The 16,815-nt window shown below is 69.2% G+C and carries 12 protein-coding genes; 1 reads left to right on the top strand and 11 read right to left on the bottom strand.

Features of this window, described 5'->3' with window-relative positions:
* Positions 1-222: 222 nt before the first annotated feature.
* The 11 genes from MLE18_RS15200 to MLE18_RS15150 form a co-directional block, all read right to left on the bottom strand.
* Positions 223-672 carry an RrF2 family transcriptional regulator gene (locus MLE18_RS15200; protein WP_243439654.1) on the bottom strand — a complete coding sequence of 150 codons (450 nt, stop codon included), beginning with the start codon at positions 670-672 and terminating at the stop codon, positions 223-225.
* A gap of 342 nt (positions 673-1,014) precedes the next feature.
* Positions 1,015-3,939: a DEAD/DEAH box helicase gene (locus MLE18_RS15195; protein WP_243439653.1), complete on the bottom strand. Its 2,925-nt coding sequence runs from the start codon at positions 3,937-3,939 to the stop codon at positions 1,015-1,017.
* A gap of 4 nt (positions 3,940-3,943) precedes the next feature.
* A complete protein-coding gene (locus MLE18_RS15190; protein WP_243439652.1) occupies positions 3,944-5,806 on the bottom strand; it encodes an acyltransferase family protein in 1,863 nt (620 codons plus the stop codon).
* A complete protein-coding gene (locus MLE18_RS15185; RefSeq protein ID WP_243439651.1) occupies positions 5,803-6,531 on the bottom strand; it encodes a class I SAM-dependent methyltransferase in 729 nt (242 codons plus the stop codon). Before MLE18_RS15185 ends, MLE18_RS15190 begins: the two co-directional genes overlap by 4 nt.
* Positions 6,528-7,502, bottom strand: coding sequence for a glycosyltransferase (locus MLE18_RS15180; RefSeq protein WP_243439650.1), 975 nt, complete (start codon positions 7,500-7,502; stop codon positions 6,528-6,530). The genes MLE18_RS15185 and MLE18_RS15180 overlap by 4 nt, the downstream gene beginning before the upstream one ends.
* Positions 7,495-9,066, bottom strand: a complete 1,572-nt coding sequence (locus MLE18_RS15175) for a hypothetical protein (RefSeq protein ID WP_243439649.1) — start codon at positions 9,064-9,066, stop codon at positions 7,495-7,497. The genes MLE18_RS15180 and MLE18_RS15175 overlap by 8 nt, the downstream gene beginning before the upstream one ends.
* Positions 9,067-9,072: 6 nt before the next feature.
* A complete protein-coding gene (locus MLE18_RS15170; RefSeq protein WP_243439648.1) occupies positions 9,073-9,996 on the bottom strand; it encodes a hypothetical protein in 924 nt (307 codons plus the stop codon).
* A gap of 40 nt (positions 9,997-10,036) precedes the next feature.
* Entirely contained in the window at positions 10,037-11,410 is a 1,374-nt protein-coding gene (locus MLE18_RS15165) for a sigma-54-dependent transcriptional regulator (protein WP_243439647.1), read from the bottom strand.
* A gap of 12 nt (positions 11,411-11,422) precedes the next feature.
* Complete coding sequence (locus tag MLE18_RS18145; RefSeq protein WP_243439646.1) at positions 11,423-13,222, bottom strand: sensor histidine kinase; 1,800 nt, start codon at positions 13,220-13,222, stop codon at positions 11,423-11,425.
* 3 nt (positions 13,223-13,225) lie between these two features.
* Positions 13,226-14,575, bottom strand: coding sequence for a glucose-6-phosphate isomerase (locus tag MLE18_RS15155; RefSeq protein ID WP_243439645.1), 1,350 nt, complete (start codon positions 14,573-14,575; stop codon positions 13,226-13,228).
* A gap of 20 nt (positions 14,576-14,595) precedes the next feature.
* Positions 14,596-15,768 (bottom strand): pyridoxal phosphate-dependent aminotransferase, encoded by a 1,173-nt coding sequence (locus MLE18_RS15150; RefSeq protein ID WP_243439644.1) that lies wholly within the window; start codon positions 15,766-15,768, stop codon positions 14,596-14,598.
* Between the two features lie 113 nt (positions 15,769-15,881).
* Here MLE18_RS15150 and sfsA point away from each other — a divergent pair, with 113 nt between their 5' ends.
* Positions 15,882-16,553, top strand: a complete 672-nt coding sequence (sfsA, locus tag MLE18_RS15145) for a DNA/RNA nuclease SfsA (RefSeq protein ID WP_243439643.1) — start codon at positions 15,882-15,884, stop codon at positions 16,551-16,553.
* Positions 16,554-16,815: the final 262 nt, after the last annotated feature.

Genomic DNA, 16,815 nt, shown 5'->3' with positions numbered 1-16,815 from the left:
CATCCAATTCCTATCTTGGCACAGGGGAGGCAAAAGGCCGGTCACGGGAAACACGGCGGGGCAGGGGAAGGGGATCACGGCGGGACGTCCCCATCCAGGGAGGATTTGCACCCCGGAAGCGCTTCACGGGGCGGGTGGGCGGGCAAGCAAAAGGCCGCGCGGCCCGGCCCGGTCAGGGCAGGCCGCGCGGCCGGAAAACGACTCAGGAACGTGCCCGGGCGGTCAGCTCAGGCGGTGGCTGCCGCAGGCGGGCAGGCTGTCGTCCGAGGCGCTGGAGGCCAGCAGTTCTTCGAGGGTCATGGAGTCCAGCCGTTCCAGCAGGGCCTTGCTGACCTCCTGCCAGAGCTTGCTGGTGGGGCAGGTCTTCAGGCGGGGGCAGCTGGTGCGTTCGGTCCAGCAGGTGACGAGGTTGAGGTCGCCCTCCAGGGCGCGCACGATCTCGCCCATGGAGATTTCGGCGGCGGACTTGGCCAGCAGGTGCCCGCCCTTGGAGCCGCGCATGCTGCGGATCAGCCCGGCCTTCTTGAGCATACGCGACAGCTTCTCAAGGTATTTCACGGAAATTCCCTGGCGCTGGGCGATCTCGCTGACGCGAACAGGCCCTCCGGCGCCGTGCTGAGCCAGATCGAGCAGCATCCTGGTCCCATAGCGGCTACGCGTGGTCAGTTTCATCGGACACAATCCTCATTGCGGATGGGGCCGCCCGGTGGGCGGCCAAGTTGCGACGACGCTCAAGCCTAGCGCGTCGGCGCATTCTTGACAAGCGAGCAAGGGGCCGGAGTGTCCCTCTTGAAGAGAATTTGGCCGCCTCCGCCCCTCGAAAGGGGCATGGACGCCTTCCGGCTCCCGTTCAAAGGCCATATTGGCGCTCTGGAAGCGAAGCGGAAAAGGATTCCAAAGGAACGAAGTTCCTTTGGCCGCCGGAGGCATCCCCCTTTCTGATTCGGCTCCGGTTGAGCCTCCCGAGGCCCAAGGGCTGCGCCCTCCGGTCTCCCATCCGGCTTCGCTCGGATCTCAGCGCCAGCTCACCGGGCAACGCACCAACTTGCCCGCCTTGTTGCGGTAGAGCAGGAAGCCGTTGTCGCGCCCGAAGATGTAGAGGTCTCGCGTGATGGCCACGTCGTCCCTGCAGTAGCGGGTGATCTCCTCCACCTTGCCCTGCTTCCACCACTCCAGGGCCTGCAGGCCGCCGGCGGTCTTGCCCGCGCCCAGGGTGGCCTGGGCCAGGGTGTCCAGCGAGATGCGCACGCTCAGGCGTTTGGTGATGTGCTCCAGCATGTCCAGGGTGGGCAGGGCGGAGAAGTCCATGTCCGTGTAGCCGCGCAGCACCTCGTAGTCGAAGCGGCGGGAGTTGAAGCCCACCACCAGGTCGGCCTGGCGCAGGGCCGCAAGCAGCTCGTCCATCCGGTCCTCACGGAAGACCAGGAAGTCGTTCAGGGCCGAGTCGTAGACCACGCCCACGCTCACGCGCATCTTGCGGGCGTTGTGCCAGCCGCCCACCTCCTGGGCGGAGAGCTGGGTCTCCAGGTCGAAGACCACGAAGCGCTCCGGGCGCGGGGCCTCGCCCCCCTCGCTGTGCGCCGCTTCCTCGGCGGGGGCGTCCCCGCCGCTCACGGTCTCCACGGCGAAGGCCTCGGTGGTCTCGGGCACGCCCCGGATGACGGCCTCGGCCACGAACTGGGCCGCCACCTTGTCTATGGGCCGGTTGCCCGAGCCGCACTTGGGCGAGTGCACGCAGGAGGGGCAGCCGTTCTCGCAGCCGCAGGAGGCGATCACGGAGAGCGTTCGCTCGATGAGCTCCCCGGCGCGCAGGAAGGCCTGGCGGGTGAGCCCCACGCCCCCGGGCACGCCGTCGTAGATGAACACCGCCGCGCGCCCCAGCTGGGCGTGCAGGGGCGTGGAGATGCCGCCGATGTCGTTGCGGTCCGCCATGGCGAGCAGCGGCAGGATGCCGATGGCCGCGTGCTCCAGGGCGTGGATGCCGCCCATGAAGTGGAAGAGCCTGCGCTCGGTTTCGTCCTGCACGGGGCGGGGGATCTCCAGCCAGAGCCCTTCCGTCTCGAAGGTCATGGGCGGCAGGTCCAGGGGCACGATGTTGAGCATCTGCCCGCCGCGCGCCTTGCGCCGCTCGAACCCGGTGATCTGCTCCGTGACCTTGAGCCGCCCGAAGCCAACCCGCGCCCCGAAGACCACGGTCTGGTCCGTCACCTCGAGTATCTCGGTGCTCTTCTGCCCCCGGGTGCGGGTGTAGTAGTCCACCTGCCTGGGCTCCACGCGGGCCAGGCGGTCGCCCAGGGAGAGCGTCTCCACCACGTAGCTCACGCCCCGGTGCAGGTAGACCGCGCCGGGGTGGGTCTCGCGGAAGGCGCGGTGCTCGTCCATGAAGCCGATGCTCACGCCCGCCGTGGTCTCGATGTGGTAGCGCCCGCCGGAGCCGCGCAGGTCCACGTCGCGGTGCGGGGCCTTGCGCGCGCTGTGGATGCGCTCGCCCTGGGCGTCCAGCAGCAGCTTGCCCTTGGCCTCCAGCTCGCGCACGCCCTTCCGCATGGCCTCGCCCGCCAGGTAGGGCTCGCCCGGGCGCAGGGCCAGCTCGGCGGCGGCGCACTCCAGGTGCCGGGCCAGGATGGCGGGGTTGTCCGGGTTGACCACGGCGGACTCGGGGGGCCGGTCGAAGAAATCCTCGGGGTGGTTCATGAAGTACTGGTCCAGGGCGTCCTCCCCGGCCACCAGGATCACGGCGGATTCGCGCATGGAGCGCCCCACCCTGCCCCCGCGCTGCCAGGTGGACATCACCGTGCCCGGGTATCCGGCCATGACGCACAGATCCAGCCCGCCGATGTCGATGCCCAGCTCCAGGGCCGAGGTGGAGATCACGGCCAGCAGCTCGCCCGAGGCCATGCGCGATTCGATCTCGCGGCGCTCCTCCGGCAGGAAGCCCGAGCGGTAGGCGCTGATGCGCGGGGCCATGGCCCCGGCCTTCTCGGCGGCCCACAGGGCCACCAGCTCCGTCATCTTGCGGGACTGGCAGTACACGATGGTGCGCAGCTCCCGGGCAAGGGCGGCCTTGAGCAGCATGATGGCCGTGTGCGCCGCGCCCTGCAGGGGGTTCACGAACAGGAAGTGCCGCCTGCCCGAGGGCGCGCCGGACTGGCCCACCACCTCCACGGGCAGGCCGGTGAGGGCCTGGCACAGCTCGCCCGGATTGCCGATGGTGGCCGAACAGAAGATGTGCGCGGGCGCGGCCCCGAAGCGTTCGCACACGCGCCGCAGCCTGCGGAACACGTGGGCCATGTGCGAGCCCATGACGCCCCGGTAGGTGTGCACCTCGTCCACAACCACGTGGGAGAGCCCGGCCAGGAAGGTGGCCCAGGTCTCGTGGTGGGGCAGGATGGAGAGGTGAAGCATCTCCGGGTTGGTGATGAGCACCCGGGGCGGCTCGGCGCGCAGCTTCTTGCGCTGGTAGGGGGTGGTGTCGCCGTCGTACACGGCCACGCTGGGCCTGGCCGAGGGCGGCAGCAGGGCCGTGAGCTCCTGGAAGGCGCGCAGCTGATCCTGGGCCAGGGCCTTGAGCGGGAAGAGGTACAGCGCCCGGCTGCCGGGGTTGGCCAGCAGCTCCTCCAGCACGGGCAGGGTGTAGGTAAGCGTTTTGCCCGAGGCCGTGGGCGTGGCCGAACACACGTTGCGCCCGGCCCGGGACAGTGACATGGCCAGGGCCTGGTGGGAGTAGAGCCTGTCGATGCCCTGGGCGGCCAGCATCTCGCGCAACGCGCGGGAGAGCGGGCGGGCGGGTTCGCCGTATTCGGCCGGGCGGGCCGGGATGATCCTGTGGTGGCAGATGCTCTGGCCCAGGCGCTCGGAGGCCTTGAGCGCGGCCACGTACTCGCCCACGTCGCGCTGTGGATCAGCGGCCGCCTCGGGGGTGATGCCTGGGTCGGCCACCGCCCTACCCTCCTCCGCCCCGGTTCTGGCCCTGGTTCTGGCCCTGCGCCTGCCCCTGCGTCTGGACGACGGCCGGGGTCAGCCGGAAGCGCGAGGCCATGACGGCCAGGGTCCGCTTCTCGCCCTCCCCGAGGGTGGCCCCGTTGCCGTTCCAGAGCCTGGGGGTGATGATCACCTGGTTCAGGCCCGGCCTGACGGTGAAGACCAGGGGCTCGAGCTGCACCCTGTTGCCCCCCTGCCCGGCGGAAAAGTCCAGGCGCACGGTCTTCTGGCCGTTGACGTCCACGGTGACGCCCTGGCCCTCGATGACGTTGACCAGGCCAAGCTCCAGCGTCACCAGCTTCTCCTGGTTGGAGATGAAGGCGAAGATGGCCTCCGGCCCTTCCAGCCAGACGAAGGGCTCCCCTGTCCGGCCGTCCTTCTCCACGAAGCTGAAGCCAGCCGTCTTGACGTGGTTCTTGAGGTACTCCGGCAAGGTGAACAGGTCGAACGAGACATCCGTGAGGGCGCGCTCGATCTTGCGGCGGGTCCACTCCTCCCGGACTGCGTCCGTGAGCTTGAGCCCGCCCAGCCCGCCGCCCAGCACCAGCGCCAGGACGGCCACCCCGGCCAGGGGCCTGCGCAGCGCCGCCGGGTCCACGGCCTCGTAGCAGGCCGCCAGGAAGCCCTTGGGCGGCGCTTCCTGCGCCTGTCCGGCGCGCCTGCGGGCCAGGGCCACGCCGAAGCGGCGCAGGGGCGTCTCCAGCAGCACGAAGTTGAGCTCCACCAGGACGAACAAAAGCAGGAGGAACACCGTGGGCGTCAGCCAGGAGGCCGCCTGGGAGGGCATGCGCGCGACCAGTTCCTTGAAGGGCGCGGCGCAGAGATATTTCGTGAGCGCGAAGGCTGGCTGGTGGATGATGTAGATGCCGTATGAGCGCTGCCCGACGTAGACCAGGGCCCGCCGCACCGCCGGGTTGCGGCTGAGTATCCAGCCCCTGTCGTAGCTGGCGATCCAGACCAGCGCGAAGGAGCACACCGTCAGCACGCCCACGCCCAGGGGGAACCAGCCCCCGTGTGCCGCCATGCCAGAAAGCAGCACCAGCAGCAGCGCGGCCCCGACCCGCACCGCGCCGTTCTCCATGAACAGCGGGGCGAACCTGGCGTGCAGGTTGCCGCCCTGGCACAGGGCCAGCATCACGCCCAGGATCAGGCCGTCGCTGCGCACGGCCCACCAGAAGCTCCACATGGGCCTGGGCGTGAATATCTGCACGGCGGCCGCCGCGCCCAGCGCCCAGAGCAGGGGCCGCCTGGGCAGGGCCAGCAGCACCAGCGGGAACACGAAGTAGAACTGCTCCTCCAGGGAGAGGGACCAGTAGATGTCCGTCATGGGCTCGAAGTGCTGCTTGACCCAGAGCGAGATGTTCTGGACGAACAGCAGCGAGGCCAGCACCCCGTCGTAGACCTCCTTCCTGTTCCCGAAGAAGGATTTGCCCTCCACCTGGGGCATGGCCGCCGCCAGCAGGGCCACCACGCCCAGCCAGAGCCAGGCCGTGGGCAGGATGCGGAATACCCGGCGGATGTAGAAGGGCACCGCCACCCGGGCGTAGTTGCCCCCGGTGAGCCCGCCTTCGGGCAGCTGGCGCATGAGCGACATGCAGATCACGTAGCCGGATATGCAGAAGAATAGGTCCACCCCGAACCAGTAGCTCACCACGTCCATGGAGGCGCGCAGCGGGGTCCCGGCGATCTCGAAGTGGCTGCTGATGTGGCCGACGACGGTGATGATGATGGCGAAGGCCCGCAGGATCTCGATGTCCGTGTTGATCCGGCCCGCGGGCGCGGGGCAGCCGGAAGAGATCCGGGCGGAGGCGGTCCGGGCGGTCATGTTCCCTCGGGTCGGCGGCCCACATAGAGCACGGTCTTGCCCGCGCGGTAGCGCAGCAGCGGGTCCACGAAGCGGGAGAGCCGCACCAGCAGCCCGTCCCAGAGCAGGATCTGCTTCAGGTCCGGCATGGCCTGGCGCAGCAGCAGCCGGTTGCCCAGGGAGGCGAAGAAGCCCATGCTGTCCAGGTAGTGCAGCTTCACCGTCTCGAGCCCGGGCGGGAGGGCCCTGCGCAGGGTGGACACGGTGTAGCGCCTGTGGTGGCCGATGACGGCGTCGAAACTCGTGTAGAGAAACTGGTAGGCCGGGCTCAGCACCACCAGGCGGCCGCCGGGCTTCAGCAGCCTGGCGGCGTCGCGCAGCTCGCCCGCGTCGTCCAGGATGTGCTCGAGCACGTCCACGTAGAGCACGGCGTCGAAGCGCTCACCCTCCTCAAGGGAGCGCACGTCCCCCAGCCGGGCCTCGCAGCAGGCTGGCAGTCCGCCGCCCGCCACGCGCTCGGCCAGCTGGGCGTGCATCACCGGGTCCGGCTCCAGGCAGAGCCAGCGCCGCTGGCCGCCGTCGCACAGGAAGCGGGTGGTGCCGCCGATGCCCGCGCCCACCTCCAAAACGTCGGGACCCAGGTGCGGGCCGATGTGGCGCACCAGGGTCTTCTTCCAGTTGGCGGCGTGCTGGAACACCGCCAGCTGGTCCGACATGGCCTGGCTGACGGAATCGGGAGCCGTCACGCCCCCTCCTTCCGGCCGGGCCTGGAGACGGTCTCGTCCTCCATGATCACGAAGGGAGGCTGCTTGCTGGTGTTGGCCTTGACCCGGTTGACCATGTGCCCGAGCGCCCCCAGGAAGATCATCTGCACGCCGAAGGTGCAGCTGATGAGCAGCCAGGTGCGCCATTCCGAGCTCATGGAGAAGGACGAGGAAAGATTGAACATGAACAGCAGCAGGCTCGACGCCAGCGAAATGAGGAACACCACCAGCCCCGAATAGAGGATCGTGTTGTGGATGGCGTTGGTGTAGAGGATCGTGGCCCTCAGCGAGAGCAGCATCAGGCCCAAGAGCCCCACGCGCGACGTGCCCTTGTGCCGGTCAGCCCGCTCCAGGAGCACCCCGGCCTGCCTGAAGCCCACGAAGGCGCGCAGGCCCGCCACGTAGGGGTCCACGTCGCTGATGTCGCAGATCATGGCCGCCAGCTCGCGGCGCATCACCGAGAAGGTGCCCGCGTTCACCGGGATGGGGAACGCGGCGCTGCGCGCCAGAAACCGGTAGAACACGGGCGCGAGCACCTTGCGGATCAGGCCGTCGTCGCGCTTCTTGCGCACGGCGTAGACCACGTCGTTATGCCCGGTTTGGGCCATGAGGTCGCGGAAGTGCAGGGGGTTGTCCTGCAGGTCGGAGTCGATGAGCCCCACCCACTCCACGCCAAGCTCCGCCGCCCACTGCGAGGCCGCGCGCAGCGCCGCCAGACAGGCGTTCTGGTGCCCGAAATTGCGCGAGAGGCGCACCAGGCGCACGGGCAGGTCCATGCGGGCCGCGGCGGCGCGCACGGCCTCCACCGAGCCGTCGGAGGAGCCGTCGTCCACCAGGAGCAGCCCGGCCACGGGCTGCCCGGCCGCCAGTCTGCCCACCTGCTCCATGAACAGGGGCAGGATGTCCTGCTCGTTGAAGAACGGGGCCGCCACCACCAGGGACTGCTCAGCCATTGCCCGCGCCCTCCTGGGTCTTGTCCTGGGTCTTGTCCGGGGCCTGCTCCTTGAGCCTGATGACCACGATGGGCACGCCGTCCACGGTGATGGCGTGCGCGTTGCGCGGGTTGGACAGGGCCTTGATCCGGTCCTGGGGGGCCAGGTTCATGGTGATGATCTCGTAATCAGAGGGCTGCCTGCCGCTCATCCCGGCGGCCTGCCTGATCCAGGCCCGGGCCGCCTTGTTGGAGTTGATCCAGTAGTCAAGCTCGTCGGTGTGGAAGGCCTGCTGGATGCCCCCGGCCAGAGGGTTGAAGTACACAGCCTGGTTGGGGTGGTTGACCACGCTGAAGCGCACCGGGTCGTAAAGCAGCAGCGCCAGCAAGGCAAGCGTGGCCCCCCGGCAGGCCGCGCGCCAGGCCCCGGAGTCCCGGGCGGCGCACAGGCGGCGGCAGCACCAGACGAAGCCCCCGGCGGCCAGGACGACCATGCCCGGGTAGACGAAGAAGAAGTGGCGCATGTCGTGGTAGAGCCAGACGCCCTTGAGCACCGCGTAGGCCAGGGGGAAGACCACGCTGAACCACAACAGCAGCACCTGGGGCCTGGCGTAGCGCCTGAGCGGCAGCGGCAGGGCAAGGGCAAGGCCCAGCAACACCACGGGCGGGGTGGCCAGCCAGAACCAGCGCAGGGCGTAGTTCCACGGGGTCTCGGTATAGTGGCGCACCACGCCGTCGAAGAGCACCTGGTCCCAGTATCCGACGAGGTTGCTCATCTCCTTGAGGCTCTGGAAGGGCCGGATCAGCGGGTTCTCCAACTGCCAGGGCGAGAACAGGGCCTGGATGCAGAGCATGGCCGCGAAGGCCCCCAGGAACACCCCGGCGGCGGTGAGCGTCCCGCGCATTCCCGGCCGGTTCTTCTCCGTCAGCCAGGAGAGGCCCACGAACAGGCCCGCGTAGCACACCAGCAGCAGCCCGCCGATGCGGATGGCCGTGGCCAGGGCCGCCGCCACCACCAGCGCGGCCAGCCTGCCCCGGCCGATGTAGGGCCAGCGGGTGCGCATGCCCAGCATCAGGTACAGGGCCAGGGCGAACAGGGCCGCGAAGGGCACGTCCTTGGGGTTGTTCATGGCGTGGGCCACGAAGCGCGGCGAGGCCAGCAGCAGCGCGGCCGACAGCACCCCGCCCCACAGCCCGAACAGCCTGCGGCCCATGAGCCCCGTGACCACCACGGCCAGGGCCCCGAACAGGCTGCCCAGCAGGTGGCGGACCTCGTAGACGTCCTCGAACCAGCGGTTGAATCCCAGGGCCGCCACGGCCTTCTGGGCCACCACCGAGGCCGCCTCGAAGAGCCCCCCGTAGAAGTGCAGGTTGGCGAAGTTCTTGGCGTCCTGGTTCTTGAAGCCGGAGGCGTAGTAGTTGTAGACCCGCTCCCCGTAGAAGTGGGCCAGCTCCTCGTCCGGGGTCTGGCCGTAGTCGAAGGACAGGGCCGGGAAGACCAGGAACAGCGCTGCCGCGCACAGGACGAGCGCGGCGTGCGTGAGGCGCAGGGCCGGGGCGCGCGAGAGGCAGCTGGGGCCGCTCATGCCCCTCTACCTCCCGCAGTGGACGTTGGGGATTGTCTTCACCACGTCGTCCGGGGTGTCCGCGATGCCGTCAGGCCCGGCCGAGCGCAGCTCGTCGCGCGAGCAGTCGCCCGGGCGCTCCTGCTCGTTCTCGTTGAGCAGGTAGGGCGCGCCCCAGGGGTCGGCCAGCAGCTCGGCGGGCGTGTCCTGCTTGCGGGTGGCGGCCGTGTATATGGCGGCGATGGCCTTTTCCCAGCGGGTGCGGCACTCGGAGCGCTTGGGCTCCTGCCAGAGGAACTTGTCCTTCTGGCAGGCGCAGCGCGTGCAGTCCGACCCGGTGACCTGCACCAGGGACTTGCCCGTGGCCATCTTGGCCTGCACCGCCAGTTGGGCGATCCGCTCCATGGCGGCCCGGGCCTGCCCGGCGCGGTGCTCGTTGAGGGCGCCCGCCGCAAGCTTCCAAGCCGCCGGGCCGAAGGCCACGGCGCCGGCCAGCACCGCCACCGCGCACAGGGCGGCCAGCACGCGCAGGGATTTGTTGCGGATATACGCGGCGGATTTGCAGGGCCCGCTCTGGAGCCTGGCGAAGGCGGCCTCCAGGGCTCCCAACAGGGAGGCGGCGCAATCAAGGGCCTCGCTCACCCCCAGGGCCTTGGGGTCCTCGGGGCTGAAGCGGCCCAGCAGGGCCACGCCAGCCTGGATGTACGCCCGGTTGTGCAGGGGCGCGCCAGCCGGATTCTCCTCCAGCAGCCGGGCCAGCTGGCGGCCGGTCTCGGCCAGCTCGGCCAGGGAGCGGGCGGCCGGGCGCTCCAGGTCCTGTGCGTAGAGCAGGTGGACTCCCTCCAGCTCCTGGCGGAAAAGCTCCAGGCCCCGGCCCGCGCGCTCGCAGAAGCGCTGGAGCTGGTCCTTGCCCGGGCCGGGGGCGCGGGTGGAATCGGCGTTCGGATTCATCGGAACGAACCTTGTGGGTCTCGGGCCGCGCGCCTGCGCGTCAATGCCCGGCGATGTTGTACTTCTTGAGCTTGTATTGCAGCAGACTCTTGGAGATGCCCAGCATCTCCGCCGCCTTGACCTGCACGAAGTCCGCGCGGGCCAGGGCGCGGCGCACCAGGGCCGCCTCGATGCGCTCCAGGGTGTCGGAGAGGTTGAGCTGCACGGGCAGCAGGTCGACGGCGGATTTGTACTGCGTCTCCTCGTCGCGCAGCTCGGCGGGCAGGTCGTCCACGCCGATGAGCTCGCCCGAGGCCAGCACCACGCAGCGCTCCACCACGTTCTGCAGCTGGCGCACGTTGCCGGGCCACTCGTAGCCCGTGAGCGCGTCCATGGCCTCGGTGCTGAAGCCCTGCAAGGGCTTGCCGTTCTCCGAGGCGTACTTGCGCAGGAAATGGCTGGACAGCAGCGGGATGTCCTCCCGGCGCTCGCGCAGGGCGGGCATGTCGATGCGCACCACGTTCAGGCGGTAGAACAGGTCCTCCCGGAAGGTGCCCGCGGCCACGGCCTCCTGGAGGTTCTTGTTGGTTGCGGCCACCACGCGGATGTCCACCTCGACTGACTCGGTTCCGCCCACGCGCTCGAAGGTGCGCTCCTGCAGCACGCGCAGCAGCTTGACCTGCAGTTCGGGGGTCAGCTCGCCCACCTCGTCGAGCAGCAGGGTGCCGCCGTGGGCCATCTCGAAGCGGCCGCGCTTGCGGGCCACGGCCCCCGTGAAGGAGCCCTTCTCGTGCCCGAAAAGTTCGCTCTCCAGCACCCCGGTGCTGAGCGCCATGCAGTTCACCGAGATGAAGGGGCCGTCCTTGCGGGGGGAGGCGAAATGGATGGCCTTGGCCACCATCTCCTTGCCCGTGCCGGATTCGCCCATGATGAGCACCGTGGAGCGCGACGGCGCGGCCCTCTCCACCAGCTCAAGCACCTGGCCCATGGCCTTGGAGCGCCCGATGACCTGGTGGACCGAGAAGCGCTCCTCCAGGGTCTGGCGCAGCATCAGGTTCTCGCGCTTGGCCTTGGCGTACTGGGCGGCCTTGCCAACGGTGAGCATCAGCTCGTCGTTGGAGAAGGGTTTGGTCACGTAGTCGTAGGCCCCGACGCGCATGGCCTCCACCGCGGCCTCGATGGAGCCGAAGGCGGTCATGATGATCACGGGCACGTGGGGATAGGTCTTCTTGACGCGCTCCAGCACTTCCTGCCCGGTCATCTTGGGCATCTTCATGTCCGTGATGACCACGTCCACCTCGGATTCCTCGAGGTAGGCCATGCCCATCTCGGGGTCGTCCAGTGCTGTGACCGCGTAGCCGGAGCCCTCCAGGAGGGCCTGCAGGATCAGGAGGTAGTTGCGCTCGTCGTCGAGGATGAGAACTTGGGTTGCCATAACGGATCACATCTACGGCTTGGCGAAGACGATGTCCACCCTGGCCCCGCCTTCGGGGTTGTCGCCCAGGGCGATGGTGGCCCCGTGGCTCCGCAGGATGTTGGCCGTGATGGCCAGGCCCAGGCCCGTGCCCGACTCCTTGGTGGTGAAGAAGGGATCCAGCAGCTTGTCGCGAATGTCCGCCGGAATGCCCGGGCCGGTGTCCAGGAAGGTCAGCAGGGCTTTGCCCCCCTCCTCCTTCAGGCGCACCACGATCTGCCCGCGCACGCCCCCGGCCCCCTCCCCGGTTTCCGCGGGCTTCTGGGTGGCCATGGCCTCCAGGGCGTTGACCAGGATGTTGTACAGCGCCCGGTAGAGCAGGTCCTTGTCGGCCTGGACCACCACGCCCTGCCCGTACTCCTTGACCATCTCAACGCCCTGCTCCCGGAACTTCTGCTCCAGGAAGGTCAGGGCCTGGTCCAGCAGCTGCCCAAGATCCACGGGGGACAGCTTGAGCGCCCTGGGGCGGGCGTAGTCCAGGAAGTCGCCCACCGTCTTGGAGAGGCGCACGGCCTCCTCGTTGATGGCCTGGAGGATGCGCGTGGTGAGCTGGTCCTTGTCGCCCACGCGGGTCACCAGCAGCTCGGAGCTGGAGCGGATGATGCCCAGGGGGTTCCTGATCTCGTGGGCGATGCCCGCCACCATGCGGCCCATGCTCACCAGCTTCTCGTTCTGCATGATCTCGCGCTCGAAGGTCTCGCGCTCCAGCAGGCGCTGGGCGTTGAGGCGGTCGGCGCGGTGGATGAGCATGCGCAGCACGAAGAACAGCAGGAACGCCGAGATCAGGGCCGCCAGGATGATGATGCGCTGGAATGTGACCAGCTTCTGGTAGTCGGCGGTGATGTCCTGGGTGAACTCCAGCCCGCCGATGACCTCGTTGATCACCAGGTCCCCGGCCTGCTCCTCCGGGTTCTCGGCCTGCCCCGCGCCGCTCTGCCCAGCCCCCGGCTGGGCGTCCTCGCCCTTCTGGGTCTGCGCGGGCGCGGGCGGCTGCCCGGTGTCGGGCTCCGGCGCGGGTGCCGGTGCCGGCGCCGACTCCGGCGCGGGGCTGCCTTCCAGCGCGAATTCAGCGCCCAAGCCCTGATTCTGCCCCGGGGCCGGACCCGCGCTCTGGATGGTGGCTGACTCCCGCCCCGCCCCCGGCTTGGCCTCCCCGGCCGGACCGGGGCCCAGCTCCTCCCCTGGAGGGCTCTGGCCGTGGGCGTTGGGCGTGATGCGCCCGCCCGGGAAGGTCACCTTGAAGCGCAGCGGGGCCAGCGTGCGCATGACCACGGAGCGCGGGGCGATCTCGGCGGAGAACATGGCCCCAAGCGGCCCGGTCTGGTAGATGAACTCGAAGGTGAGCTTGCCCTCGGTCATGGCCTGGCCCAGGGCTTCGCCGCCCAGGCCCTCGCGCCCCACCAGGGAGCGGTCCAGGGCGTAGCCCACCACGCCGTTGAGGTCGTAGATGCGGATGTCCTGGACGGGGAAGTCCTCCAGCACGGAGCGCACCACGTCGTCCAGGAGCTTGTACTGCGCCGGGTCGGCCAGGTTGACCTCGCCGTAGCGCAGGAACACCGGCACCGAGAAGCGCCGGGAGATGTTGTGGTTGAGCGTCTCGGCCCAGAGCCGGGCGAACTCGTGCTGCTTGGAGAGCAGCACCTGCCGGGCGTAGTTGGCCAGGAAGATGGAGAGGAACAGGCTGGAGAGCAGCGTCAGCACCAGCGTGCCCCAGGAGACGAACTTCATCAGTCCGAAGGACGATCCCCCTGGGGCCCGCGAAGGCTGCTGCACTGGCTAGAACTCCGTGGTCTGGCGGTCGGAGGCCAGGAATGCGGCGAGGTCCTGCTTCTCCTTGGCCAGGCCCTCGGCACCCAGCTTGGCCTTGGCCAGGCGCTTGCCCAGCTCCACGGCGGGCTGGTCAAGCGGGTCGATGGAGAGCAGCCAGCCCGTGAACAGGGTGGTCAGCTCCATGAGCGCGATGAGCCGCCCGGCCTCGCGCTCGGTGCAGGCGCCAAGGCCAACCTCCACCAGGGGCACGCCCGCCTGGGTCATGGCCATGCGCGAGCCCAGGGCCTCGGCGGCCAGCAGCTCGCCCATCATCTTGCCGCGCAGGTACCCGAACTCGGCGGGGATGTCCGCCGGGAAGGCCTGGCCCTCAGGCATGTCCTGGCAGGTGAGGAACAGGCAGCCCTTGTCGCGGGGGCCGTCCAGGAACATCTGCTGCAGGGAGTGCTGGTCCGTGACGCCGACGGCGGGCAGGGGCATGGAGCCTTTGCCGTCCTTGCCCAGGCTCTCGGCCCAGAGCTGGCCGAACCAGGCCCCGAAGGTGGAGAGCTGAGGCACGTAGCTGAAGAAGATCAGCTGGTTGAACCCGGAATCGATGAGCGACCAGTTCCAGGTGGCCAGCTGCCAGGCCGGGTGCGCCGCCAGGATCCTGGTGGAGAGGATGGTCTCGAACAGGGGGTTGGTCACGGCCAGCGCGCCTTCCACCAGGGCCTCGCAGTCGATGCCCAAGAACAGCGCGGGCACCAGCCCCACCGCCGACAGCACGGAGTAGCGCCCGCCCATGTACGTGGGCACCGGCAGGGTGGTGAAGCCGTGGGCGTCGGCCTCCTTGCGGAAGAAGCCCTCCGCGCCGGTGACCATCACCAGGTGCTCCTTCCACTTCTCGCCCAGGGCGCCCTGCAGCCACTGGCAGGCCAGGAAGTACTGGCTGGTGGTCTCGATGGTGCCGCCGGACTTGCTGATGGCCACCACCACGGTCTCCCCGGGGGGCAGCTTGGTGAAGTAGGCCGTCAGGGTGGGCACGTCCACGTTGTCGGCGATCCAGAGCCAGGGGCCGTCGTGGCCGGGCTGGTCCTGCCCGGGGGCGAAGGCCTTCTGCAGGGCGCGCGCGCCCAGGGCCGAACCGCCGATGCCCAGCACCAGCATGTGCTTGAAGCGCTTCAGCTTGGGGGCCAGGGCAGCCAGCTCGCGCTTGAGCGCGGGCCAGTGCGGCAGGTTGATGAAGGGCAGCCTGCCCCCTTCGGGACCGGAAAGGTCCATGGAGAGCTTCTCCACGAAGGCGCCGAGGCGGGCCTGGCCCGCGCTGGGGGACACGCCCTTGGGGTATGCGCCGGACCAGTCGAGGAAGTTCTTGGACATGGAGTCTCTCCTTGGGATTGTCAGCTCTTGAGCACCTTGCCCACGGCCTCCAGGGCGGCGAGCAGGGTGTTGTCGTCCACGGCGTAGGAGAACCGGACGCAGCGGTCGTCGCCGAAGGCCGCGCCCGGCACCAGGGCCACCTTGGCCTCCTCCAGGATGCGCGTGCACAGCGTGGTGGAGTCCGGCGTGGAGGCGCTGTAGCGCGCGGACACGTCCGGGAAGAGGTAGAAGGCGCCGCCGGGGTTGGGGCAGCGCACGCCCTCCCAGGTGGAGACAACCTCCATGGCCAGGTCGCGCCTGCGCTTGAAGGCGGCGCGCATCTCGGCCACGCAGTCGTAGCTGCCGGTGAGCGCGGCCACCGCGCCCTTCTGGGCGAAGGAGCAGACGTTGGACGTGGACTGGCCCTGGATCTTGCTCTGGGCCTTGATCAGGTCCGGGTGCGCCACGCAGTAGCCGATGCGCCAGCCGGTCATGGCGAAGCTCTTGGCCAGGCCGTTGACCACGGCCACGTTCTCGGGGTGCTTCTCCCACCAGCCCACGCAGGAGGCGGGCTCGGACGGGGCGTAGACCAGCTGGTCGTAGATCTCGTCGGAGATCACAAAGATATTGCGGGAGACGGCCCACTCCATGATGGCGTCCAGCTGCTCGCGGGTGTAGCAGCAGCCCGTGGGGTTGGAGGGCGAGTTGAGCACCAGCACCCGGCAATTGGGGGAGCAGGCCTTGTCCAGCGCCTCGACGCTCACCAGGAAGTTGTCCTCCGGGTTGGTGGGCACGGGCACGGGCACGCCGCCCGCCAGGATGGTCATGTCGGGGTAGCTGACCCAGTACGGCGCCGGGATGAGCACCTCTTCCCCGGGGTTGAGCAGGGCCGTGAACAGGTTGTAGAGCACCTGCTTACCGCCGTTGGAGACGATCACGGCCTCGCGCGGCGGGGTCACGCCGTAGAAGCGGCCGAAGTACCCGCCCACGGCGTCGCGCAGCTCGGGGATGCCCGGCACAGCGGTGTAGCGGGTGAAGTCCGCCTCCAGGGCGGCCACGGCCGCGGCCTTCACGTGGGCCGGGGTCGGGAAGTCGGGCTCGCCAACCGCCAGGCTGATGACGGAGACGCCCTGGGCCTTGAGCTCCTGGGCCTTGGCGTTCATGGCCAGGGTGGCCGAAGGCTTGATCCGGGACAGTTTCAGGGAAATTCTCATGCGTGCACTCTCTGCTGGCTGTACGTTTGGCGGGCGCTCAAGCCCTGCACCTTGTAGAGGAAAAAATGCAAACAGTAAATTGCCGCCCGCCGCTCGTTCCGTATCCCGCAACCATGCGCGCCGCGCGCCTCGTGGGCAGGCGCAAGCGCTTTCTCATGGACGTTGAGGCCGACGGAAGCGTCTTCACCGCGCACACTAACAACACCGGCTCCATGCTGGGCTTGTTGCGTCCCGGCTCGGAGGTGCTGCTTTCCGTGAGCGGCTCCCCCACGCGCAAGCACGCCTGCACCGTGGAGGCCGTGCGCCTGGACGGCTTCTGGGTGGGGGTGAACACGGCCATGCCCACGCGCGTGCTGCGCGCCGCCTGGCAGGCCGGGCTGCTGCCCGGCTGCGCGGGCTATGACTGCTTCCGGGCCGAACCCGCCTTCGCGGGCGGCCGCCTGGACGCCCTGCTCAGCGGCCCGGCGGGCGAGCTCTACGTGGAGACCAAGAACGTGACCATGGTGGAGGACTGCGTGGCCCAGTTCCCGGACGCCCAGTCCGAGCGGGCCTGCAAGCACATGGGGGAGCTGACCCGGCTGGCCGCTCAGGGGTTGCGGGCGGCGGTGTTCTTCGCGGTGCAGCGCCCGGACGGCAGGTGTTTCGCCCCGGCCGAGGTGGTGGACCCGCCCTACGCCGAGGCCTTCAAGGCGGCGCTCAAGGCTGGCGTGGAGGCCTGGCCCTTCGTGGTGCACGTGGCCCGGGATGGACTGCGACTGGGCGAGCGCCTGCCCCTGGCGCTTTAAGAAGCGGGAAGAGGTGGCGGAGAAGAATGCCTCCGGCGGCCAAAGGGAGTTCCTCCCTTTGGAATCCCATATAAGCTTCGCATCAGGCCGCAAAGGTGCGTTTCATGTGGCCAATCCATCGTTCGGCGACCAACAAGCCAACAGGACCATCCAGGCGAGGCCCTGAACCCCGTGCTTTTGCCGTGAACCGCTTTGTCCGGCGGTGTGGCCCTCCCAGCGCGGCGCATGACGATATTCTTCCGATATGTCGGCTTGCGCCGCG

The organism is Fundidesulfovibrio soli (genome assembly GCF_022808695.1).
Taxonomy (GTDB): domain Bacteria; phylum Desulfobacterota; class Desulfovibrionia; order Desulfovibrionales; family Desulfovibrionaceae; genus Fundidesulfovibrio; species Fundidesulfovibrio soli.
The sequence above is the reverse complement of the archived record's forward strand: the minus strand, read 5'-3'. Positions and strand labels throughout refer to the sequence as shown.